A 9,951-nucleotide genomic window follows, 5' to 3' on the forward strand; every position below is an offset into this window, starting at 1 on the left:
TTCTCGTCCCTACAACTCAAAACTCAAAAGTATCGATCGCCAAATGCCAGTTTTTCTGATGCAGCCGATCGCAAATTTGCACTTTTTCAACCGCCAAATATTGCTGAAAGTCTGGTTTCTCTATGCCGCTGCGCCACATTACCAGAGCATCTTCTCCGGTGTCTTCGTAATACCGTTTCCGCCGTCCTGCCTCTTTAAAACCAAATTTGTGGTAAAGAGACACTGCGGCTAAATTAGATTCCCGCACTTCTAAAGTTGCCCGTTCTAATTGTCTATAGTGAGCCTTGTCTAGTAAATCCAAAAGCAGAGCTTGTCCTAAACCCTGACCTTGAAAGCGAGGATGAATTGCCAGAATTGTAATGTGAGCTTCTTCTAAAATTGCCCACAGGCAGCCCAAGCCGATCAGGGTTGGGGGAATCTGTAGGGGCGGTGCCCCCGTGCCCGCCAGGTTTTGAGCTGATTCACAGTCCTCGGTTTCCGAGGCCCACAAACCCAGTAAATCGCTGTTAGGACTGCCTAACTCGCGCCCATAGCCTTCTAAAGTCCAAAGTCCGCCAAAACAGATCCGATCGAGTTCGACTGCACTGTTGAGGTCTTCTGCGACGAGATGTTTAATTTGTAGAAAACGCACGGCTGTAAATTGTACACTGGAAAACACAGTAGCGATTAGCTGTTTGTTGCTAGTTTTGAGTCATGACTCACAAGTCTCCAGACATTAGTCTACTGCCAACGACCAATGACTGCTGATTAATGACTGCCGACTGCTGACTGCTGATTAATGACTGCTGACTAATAACCTAGGATAGTTATTGCGCGATGGTATCAACTCAATCTTTCGGGGTCGAATCGGGACTTAAGTATCTGTCTGAGTCGAAGCCAACCCTGCAAACTCGATCGCCCAATCAAGAACTGTTACCGCTGACAGCCAGTGTTAACAGCAGCGATCGGTTGGAAATCGGAGGCTGCGAGGTGACAGCTTTGGTGGAGCAATTTGGCTCGCCGTTGTATATTTTAGACGAAGAAACGCTGCGGGCGGCTTGCACCCAGTACCGGGATGCTTTTAAGCGTTACTATCCGGGCGAATCTCAAGTGCTCTATGCTTCTAAAGCTTGGAGTTGTTTGGCAGTTTGCGCGATCGCAGCTTCGGAAGGTTTAGGCATAGATGTCGTATCCGCCGGAGAAATCTACACTGCACTGCAAGCCGGCGTGGGCCCCGACACAATCTACTTCCACGGTAACAACAAGTCCCGCGAGGAACTGCAGCTAGCTGTCGAAAACGGCTGCATTACCGTAGCCGACAATTGGCGGGATTTAGAGACTCTAGCAGAGTTGGGAGAATTGGGTGTCAGCAGCCTTACAGGTGGGCCGACACGAGTTATGGTGCGGTTTACTCCGGGAATTGAGTGTCACACCCACGAGTACATTCAGACGGGTCAAATCGACAGTAAATTTGGCTTTGATCCCAACTCACTCGATCGAGTATTTACTTTCATCAGCCAACACCCGTCGTTATTTTGCGTGGGAGTGCACGCTCACATCGGCTCTCAGATTTTTGAACTGCAACCCCATGACGATTTAGCCGATGTCATAGTTGAGGCCTTGACAAAAGCACTTAGTTATGGTTTGCCAGCGACAGAAATTAATATTGGCGGGGGGTTGGGCATTCGCTATACTGAAGCGGACGATCCTCCCAGCATTGAAGATTGGGCTCGTACAATTTGCTCCGCAGTGGTAGCAGCTTGCGAGCGGCAGCAATTGCCATTACCAAAATTGCTTTGCGAACCGGGTCGATCGCTCGTCGGTACAGCCTGCGTCACTGCTTATACCGTTGGCTCTCAAAAAGTCATTCCGGAAATGCGGACGTATCTAGCTGTGGATGGAGGGATGTCCGACAATCCGCGTCCTATTACCTATCAATCAGTTTATCGAGTCCTCGCAGCCGGTAAAATGTCTGCTGCCTTAACGGAAACAGTGACAATTGCTGGGAAACACTGCGAGTCAGGCGATGTTCTGATTAAAGATGCCAAATTGCCCGAGTGTCAGACCGGAGATGTCCTCGCGGTTACGGCCACAGGGGCATACAATTACAGCATGGCTTCTAACTACAACCGAGTACCCCGACCGGCAGCGGTTTTAGTGAGAAATGGGGAAGTTAACACGATTATACAGCGGGAAACTTACCAGGATTTGCTGAGGCTTGACCGCCTTCCTGAACGACTCGGATCTCCAAAGTAAAAACTTAGAAGTTAAAAGTTAAAAGTTAAAAGAAAGACAATCCATGTTTACTTAGTGATGATTGCCTTTTCACTTTTAACTTTTGCCTTGTTCAGTCACACGATTGGATTGACACTTCCCGGTCTAAAAACACGGGGATTTTCAGCATATTCCTTATAACAACTGTTCATGGTTCATGGGTTCGAGTGCATCACGGTTCGCGGTTCACAGGCGGTAGCGTTCGATGAACCATGAACAATCAACAATCTGGCTTTGACTTGGCCCTGGTTCAGTCCTTATTGATTCAAGGGATCGATATTGGACTGGTTTTTGCCCTCGCGTATTTGGTGCTCGTCATTGTTGGCGAGCGCCGAACGCTGTGGATGGTACGGGGATTTATCATTTTGATGCTGGCGGCGGCAGTGAGCAACTGGGCTGGATTGAGGCTGTTGCACGTTGCCCTCAACAGCTTGGTGACTGGTTCGGCTGTGGCAATGGCGGTAATATTGCAGTCGGAGTTTCGCCGATTTCTGGAACAATTGGGTCGGGGGGAATTTCGGCAATTGTTTGGACGTGATCGCCGACCAACTCCCGAACCGGACAGCGTAATAGATGAAATTGTGGACGCCGTAAAAGAACTTTCGCAAAACCGCACGGGCGCTTTACTCATTATAGAAACAGATTCTCCGATCGACGATCGGGATTTTTCGGTGCCGGGACTAAAGCTAAATGCTGAAGTTTCTAAAGAATTGTTGCAGACAATCTTTCAGCCGCAAACTTTGCTGCATGACGGAGCTGTTTTGATTCGAGGTTCGCGGATCGTGTCGGCGGGGGTAATTTTGCCTTTGTCCGATCGCACTGCGTCGCGGCAGTTGGGAACCCGCCACCGGGCGGCGATGGGGATTACAGAACGGGTGCAAGCTTGCGTGTGCGTGGTGGTGTCCGAGGAAACGGGTTCTATTTCTTTAGCCCAGATGGGACTTTTAAATCGACCTTTGACTAGCAACAAACTTAAGGAATTGCTGGAAGCAAAGCTGTTCCCGTCCGAGGGAGAAAGAGTTGTGGCTCCAATTCCGATCGGCAATCTCGGACGCCAGATAGGATTGAAGGGAGTGACGCTATTAAAACGGATACTGCGCCGTTAGTCGGGTAATCGGGAGAAACCATGAGTCAAGGAATTTGCTTGGAAAAGTTGCCGGAGGATCTGCAACAGGAACTACTGCCTAAGCACATAGCAGTGATTATGGACGGGAACGGGCGCTGGGCTAAGAAGAAGGGGTTGCCGCGGATTGCGGGGCACCGCCGAGGAGCTAGCACTCTGAAGGAACTGCTGCGCTGCTGCAAAGATTGGGGGATTCCAGCTTTAACGGCCTATGCTTTTTCGACGGAGAATTGGGGGCGGCCGGCCGGAGAGGTGGATTTTTTAATGAGTTTGTTTGAGGGTAAGCTGCGGCAAGAATTGCGGGAGATGGTGGACGAGGACGTGCAAATTCAATTTATGGGGAATTTGCAGGCTTTGCCGAAGTCTTTGCAGGCGGAAATCGAGCGTTCTGTGACGGCCACTCAGCACAATCAGGGGATTTTGTTTACGGTGGCGACGAATTACGGGGGGCGTCAGGAGATTGTACAAGCTTGTCGGGCGATCGCCACTCAGGTGAAAGAGGGCAAGTTGCAGCCGGAGGAGATTGATGAGGTTTTATTTAAACGCTATTTGTATACTGCTGATGTTTGTGACCCGGATTTGCTGATCCGGACGAGCGGGGAAATGCGGTTGAGCAATTTTCTACTATGGCAAATGGCTTATTCGGAAATTTACATTACTGAGACGCTGTGGCCGGATTTTGATCGATCGGAGTTTCACCGCGCTTTGTCTACTTATCAGCAACGCAACCGCCGATTTGGCAAAGTCTAACGATTTTGGATTTGAGATTTTAGATTTTTTGGTGGATTTTTTAGTTTCCAAGTAGGTGTGGATTCTGAGGGAGATCTGCATGAAAGTAAAAAACGTTTTTACGACCTGCGATCGTCCCGCACAGCACCATACAGTGAGCGGGACGATCGCACTCCCATGTAAATGCTTGCACGCTTGATGCTTCTTACCTGGATTCCCCATCTAAAATCTAATACCAATTTCACTCATCTCCTGTTCAACATAACGATTTTAGATTTTAGATTGGAGGACAAATTTAAAATCTAAAATCTAAAATCAAATTAGGGGCCGGAGAAAACGGCCGCTTCAATGTCCTGACGTGAGAGGGAGTATTTGAAGGCTCGCTGAATGTCTTGGCCGTCGGCTCCAGCATCGATGTAACGGATGGTGAGTTGGTCGATATCGAGAGAGAGTTCTGCTTTCCAGGTAGGTTGCTCGATCTGCCAGCAGTGGAGTTCTCGCCGATCTTGCTGGCAGCCGCGGCTTTTTAGCCACTGCTCGATTTCCGGGAGTGGATGGTTGTACAAAGGAGTGTCAGCGGAAGGAAGAGTCATGCGATTTTAGATTTTAGATTTTAGATTTTAGATTGGGGATTTCGGATTGGGGATTTTAGACTTGCGATTGGGAATTGGGGATTTGACGCTTTAATTGCCGCGAATTAAGCCGATCGCGATCGCCAGTACCAAACATCCGATTAAGCTAGCTCCCATGATAAACAGAGCGAACATTTCTCCGGGGGAAAGAGGTCGATCGGTGGGATCTAGGTAAGCGGAGTTGTAAGTTTTTTTGCCCGATCCCGAAACCGGAGTATCGAACCCTGGGGGCGGCCCAATCACGTTCAGGCGAGAATAGCCTATTTTGAGGTCGTAGGCAAGGCGACGTTCTGGGTTGCTGAGGGTGGCGTAGGCGTTGTTGAGCTGCTGAAATTTGGCGGTGGCGACTGCGGGCGGCAGCTCGGTGGTATCGGGATGGTAGAGTTTGCTCAGTTCCCGGTAGGATCGCCGAATTTCGATCGCTGAGGCTGAAGGATGCAGCCCTAACAAGCCGTAGTAACTAGAACCCAAGGGGGTTTTGCCGGGTATTTTCTGACTTTTGCTGTTTGCCGTTCCCTCGTTAGGAGTCACCTCAGCGCCTCTGGGCTTGTTGTTTATAATTTTTGATTATTTTAGAGCAGATTTGAGGGTAGCGCCACTGTCTGCGATGTCGAGGGGTTGAGGGTGGGCGATCGGCTCAAGGTACGATCGCCCACTTTAAACTATGAATTGGTCGAGCGCAAATTCTGCACATCCTCAACGCTAAGCCCCGTAACTTGCGCGATCATGGCATTATCTAGCTGTGAGAGTAATTGTCGAGCGATCGCGAGCGCCTTTTCTCGCATTCCTTCTTCTCGTCCTTGTTCTATACCTTGTTCTATACCTTGTTCTATGCCGTCCTGAACAGCCTTAATAATTGCTCCCTGTTGGTCATAAATAAACTGTTCTCTTCTGTCCAAATCTTCCACTTCCTCTCTGCTCAAACTGGCTTGATTCGCAATATTAAAAGCTTCATGGATTTCTGGTATTCTATCCATTATTTCTGGAACCGATGTCAGACTTCGGGCATTTTTCATAAAATAAATCCATTTGTCTGCTAAAGTTTCAAGTTCCTCCTGTCCTTTGGTAAACTTTGGCAACTCTACAAACACTAAATCCAGATCGTTTTCGGGATACGTAAAGTTTTTATTGACTTCTTTGAACACAAATCGGGAAATAAATTCTGAGCTGTTAGGAAACATTTCAAAATCAGTAATTGTCAGAGCAATTACTGGCTTCAGCAATCGATATCCTTGTGCTGCTTCCAATTGAAAAGCGTAAGTCTTTGCTGCATTGTACAAAACTCGTTTCCCAAAAGACTGGACGTTGAGCACTTGCATTTCAATAATTACTAAAGTGCCATCGCTGAGTTTGGCTTTCACATCCAGATAACTATCTTTTAAGCCTTCTAGTTTGGGCGGTAGATTCGGGTTGATGATTTCTAAGTCTTGAATTGTGGGATTGCCTTCATAAATCAAGGCGTTGAGAAAGCTAATTAGAATCTCTTTGCTTTCTGAGGAACCGAAGATTTTTTTGAAGGCATAATCGGTTTTAGGGTTGATAAATATCATAGTTGTCAGATTTAGCTTTAAGGTTATCGGTTTGGTGGCGAAACAACGGGATTTGAGATCAGTCAAACGGCTGATTTTGTTTCAGGCAATGGTTTGACATTTTCCGGCAAATGTGCATTGGCGATCGCCAGCACAGGCTCATCGTCCCTGTGTTCGCCGTCGATCGGAAGTTGGCAAGAAATCAACTCTGTGACGATGCGATCGCCCAGAGCGTCTTCCCAATCTTGTAACTGCTCTCTGGCTTTGATCGGTGTATTGAGAGCCACGTCTACGCCCATTTGCTGAAGGTTGAGGCTGTGGGCTGTTGATCGGCGGTTTACCCACTCCACCAGCCAAACGCTCAATCCGACTGCTGCCATCAAAGGCAAGACTATCCGATAATCGCGGGTTAATTCAAACATCAACAGGATGGCTGTCAGCGGTGCTCTGGCGCTGCCGGCGAGGACGGCGGCCATTCCTACCATTGCGTAGGCGGGAGGGCCGGCGACTCGATCGCTCATTGCCGGCAGCATTTCCAAAAACAGGCCGTAAGCCGAACCCAGGGAAGCTCCCAAAAACATCGCCGGAGCGAAGATGCCGCCCACTAAACCGCTGCCGAGGCTGATTGCTGTCATCGCCAGTTTTACAAACAGCAGCAGCAACAGCAAAGGCAAGGAAAATTTAACATCTTGGAGCATTGCTTGGACTGTTTCGTAGCCGACACCCAAAATTTGAGGAAATTGCAGGGCGACTAAGCCGACTCCGGCCCCGCCGATGATCGGGTGAAGCGGCCGGGGCATTTGTCCGAGCCAAGCAAATCCCCGGACTTTTCCTTGAAAACAGCGATCGGCCAATTGAATTGCTTCTGTGTAGGCTAGGGATACTCCGCTCGCTAAAAGCCCCAATCCCATGTACAGAGGCAGTTCTAGGGGGCTGCGGACATCGTAGACTGGCAAAGCAAAGGCCGGCTGAGCTCCCAAGCAGATTTGAGCGATCAGCGCCGAAACTACGGCGGAGAGCAAGACAACGCTGACTGACGAAGTGGCGAAGGTGCTGCCGAGCACGACTTCTAAAGCAAAGAAGACTCCGGCGATGGGAGAGTTAAATCCGGCAGATAAACCTGCTGCTGCTCCGGCGCCGAGGAGCAAGCGCTGCCGTTCTGGGGAAAGCTGCAAGACTTGAGCCAGCAGCATTCCAAAATTAGCGCCGATTTCGACGCTGGGGGCTTCCGGGCCCAGAGAGGCGCCGGTGCCGAGGGAAACTGAGGCTGCCACCATTTTGGTGATGGGTTTGAGGGGGGAGAGTTCTTGTAGGCCGCGGGTGGCTGCAATTAAGGAAGACATATTCGGGCCAAAATCCCGAAACCGCCACCGCATCAGCCCGATGATGACTCCGCCGAGGGTGGGAATGCAGGCTAGCGTCCAAGAGCCTTTCGAGGCGATCGCCCCCATGAAGTCTTCCAGCATCAGGCTGTGGATGAAGTGGATGAGGTAGTGAAAGGTGACGACGCCTGCACCCGTAACTCCCCCGATGACTAGGGAGAGGATGAGCAGGAGGGTTTCTGGGCTGGGGTGCAGGCGGTTGAATAGCGGGCTTAGTCGGGAGGCTTGGGGAGTTGCTGCGGTTGGGCCGGGTGGCGGCAGATCCACAGGAGGGATGGCTCTCATTTAGCGGTTAATTCTTCGGTGAGAAGTTATATAAATATTACAATTTATTTCTTATTTTCATTTTGAGTGATTTTACGGGAATTGACAACTTAATTAAGGCGTATTTTAGGGTAATTTTTTTGGGCTGGCGGCTGGCGTGGAATGACCGATTTTGAGAGTCAGCAGATTTGAGCTAATTGTATGCTCAGTTACAGTCAAACTTAGATACACTCTCGCGATAATGCTAATTAACTATATTTACAGTGTTGGCGGTTAGGGCGATCGCACCAATGAACGGGTCATATCATATAACTCAGTGCAAAACAACTTTCAAATTAAAGAATTGGCGATTTGAGATTTTACCTTAAAACCACAAATCTCAAACCACAAATCTCAAATCTCAAATCCCTCGCACGCGCATAATATCACATTGGTTGTTGAGTGGGCGGAATTCTTGGTCGGGGTTTGGCGATCGACATTAGCGGATCGCCGATGGTGGTGACTTTCCAGGGAGGGGATTCTAGCTGGCGTGCTGCCATTAAAAAGGGTGATCCTCGCTTCATGCGATCGACCATTAATTTAGGTGGAATAAATGCAGATAAAAAAGGTTCGTTGACGCTGCCAATATATGCGTAAGCACCATTTTCTAGCCACCTTCCGGCAACGGTATTTTTGTCATCGGGGGCTGCTGCTGACCAACTGTGGATCATGTGGATTGCTGCGGGAAATTGGAGTTTTGGTATGTCTTCAACTGAAGCGTCGCCGTTGCCCACTTGGAATGATTTTGCATAGCCTTTGGAATTGATTAATATTAAGTCAAATGTCCACGGCTTTGAGGCTAAACTCCGCCACTTTTCCAGACTAGATTCTGGTCGCTGCACTAATTCGACATTTAAACCTATGGTTTTTAGTCCGCTAGCTGCTTCCTCCATTTCATATTTTCCCCAATTTCCTTCCTTGGGGTAACTGTCATAAAGCATGGCTGTTTGGCTGCCTAGAAATATGGCACACATGGCTTGATAGATCGATCGTACCTCGGAACCGTAAACCCAGCCGACCACCGCCCAGCGTTCGCCGTTGGGGTGCCGTCCCAAACCGTCGGTAACGGCTAGTTGTTCGTCTGGTTTTTCAGGAGATTGATATTTGACTGCTAGTTGGCGTACAATGGTTATTGTGTCGATCGGGTCTGCGAGTTGAGAATAAAAAAATCCGGTTGATTCGACAGCTTTTGTAGCTGCTAGTTGCAGATTTTTCCACTCTGTGTTATTGAGGGTATCGTTGGGTTTCCCGAAGTTGCCTTCTAGAAATACTAAAGGTTGGCCGTGAGCGGCTGCTAAGGCAACTGCTGCTGAGCGTGCGGGGTCATTTTCTGATGTGATTACTACTCCTGGGGGTTCCCAGCCGAGTTGCGTCCATTTTGCTTTTAAGGTTGGAGTATCGGTGGCATTCCAGGCTGCTGCTGCGCTGTTGAGCATTAATTGCTGGAGTTTTTGATTTTTTGGCAGTTGCTGTTTGATGCTTGGCAAACGCACTATTTCTTCGGGTTTAAAGCGCTGCAAAAACATGGGCGCATATTTTTTGTCTTCGATGAGAATAGGCCAGTTTCCTTTGAGATTCCATTTTTGGATTGCTGCTAAGAATGTGGCTTCGTCGGGTACTAAAACTACGCGGTTGACTGTTGGTATGTTGTCGCGGACGATGGCTGCTCGGAGGCCTGTTTGGATTGGCCAGGGTTCTTGTTTGGCTGAGGCGGGAAGTTGAAAGGTTTTTTTGAAAAGGCGATCGCATCCGATACCGATTATTGCTAAGCTTACAATAAGTACGATCGTCAGGAAGTTAAATTTTAACTGTTTTTTCATAGGGGCAGGGGAAGGAAGGAACTAGGTTATAAATAGGAACAATTATCGAAATATTTTTAGGGACTGCAAGCGGATGTTTCGAGGCGCGGGACAAAGGAAGATTGGTAGAAGTTCACGGGGTTAGCGTGGCACAAGAGAAGGAGGAATCCGACCAGAACGAGTACTCAAGACAGATTCAGT

Annotated in this window: 9 protein-coding genes; 3 read left to right on the top strand and 6 right to left on the bottom strand. The window is 48.8% G+C overall.

Features of this window, described 5'->3' with window-relative positions:
- Positions 1–16: 16 nt before the first annotated feature.
- Positions 17–658 carry a ribosomal protein S18-alanine N-acetyltransferase gene (gene rimI, locus QUA04_RS13265; RefSeq protein ID WP_333257768.1) on the bottom strand — a complete coding sequence of 214 codons (642 nt, stop codon included), beginning with the start codon at positions 656–658 and terminating at the stop codon, positions 17–19.
- A gap of 158 nt (positions 659–816) precedes the next feature.
- Between rimI and lysA the strand changes: the two genes are divergently transcribed.
- From lysA to QUA04_RS13280, 3 genes are all read left to right on the top strand, one after another.
- Positions 817–2,235: a diaminopimelate decarboxylase gene (lysA, locus tag QUA04_RS13270; protein ID WP_333257770.1), complete on the top strand. Its 1,419-nt coding sequence runs from the start codon at positions 817–819 to the stop codon at positions 2,233–2,235.
- A 230-nt stretch (positions 2,236–2,465) separates the two neighbouring features.
- Entirely contained in the window at positions 2,466–3,359 is an 894-nt protein-coding gene (cdaA, locus tag QUA04_RS13275) for a diadenylate cyclase CdaA (RefSeq protein WP_333055496.1), read from the top strand.
- Positions 3,360–3,379: 20 nt separating this feature from the next.
- On the top strand, positions 3,380–4,126 hold the full coding sequence (locus tag QUA04_RS13280; RefSeq protein WP_190731528.1) for an isoprenyl transferase: 747 nt from the start codon (positions 3,380–3,382) through the stop codon (positions 4,124–4,126).
- A 299-nt stretch (positions 4,127–4,425) separates the two neighbouring features.
- Here the strand turns inward: QUA04_RS13280 and QUA04_RS13285 are convergent, their stop codons facing one another.
- The 5 genes from QUA04_RS13285 to QUA04_RS13305 all read right to left on the bottom strand — a co-directional run bounded on the left by QUA04_RS13285 (position 4,426) and on the right by QUA04_RS13305 (position 9,771).
- Positions 4,426–4,698 (bottom strand): DUF3143 domain-containing protein, encoded by a 273-nt coding sequence (locus QUA04_RS13285; protein ID WP_333257773.1) that lies wholly within the window; start codon positions 4,696–4,698, stop codon positions 4,426–4,428.
- A 90-nt stretch (positions 4,699–4,788) separates the two neighbouring features.
- Complete coding sequence (locus tag QUA04_RS13290; protein WP_333257775.1) at positions 4,789–5,268, bottom strand: J domain-containing protein; 480 nt, start codon at positions 5,266–5,268, stop codon at positions 4,789–4,791.
- 131 nt (positions 5,269–5,399) lie between these two features.
- Entirely contained in the window at positions 5,400–6,287 is an 888-nt protein-coding gene (locus QUA04_RS13295) for an Rpn family recombination-promoting nuclease/putative transposase (RefSeq protein WP_333257777.1), read from the bottom strand.
- Positions 6,288–6,349: 62 nt separating this feature from the next.
- Positions 6,350–7,933, bottom strand: coding sequence for a chloride channel protein (locus QUA04_RS13300; protein ID WP_333257779.1), 1,584 nt, complete (start codon positions 7,931–7,933; stop codon positions 6,350–6,352).
- A 404-nt stretch (positions 7,934–8,337) separates the two neighbouring features.
- Complete coding sequence (locus QUA04_RS13305; RefSeq protein ID WP_333257781.1) at positions 8,338–9,771, bottom strand: hypothetical protein; 1,434 nt, start codon at positions 9,769–9,771, stop codon at positions 8,338–8,340.
- Positions 9,772–9,951: the final 180 nt, after the last annotated feature.

Origin of the sequence: Microcoleus sp. S13_C5, assembly GCF_036700845.1 — a bacterium.
Lineage (GTDB): Bacteria > Cyanobacteriota > Cyanobacteriia > Cyanobacteriales > Microcoleaceae > Microcoleus.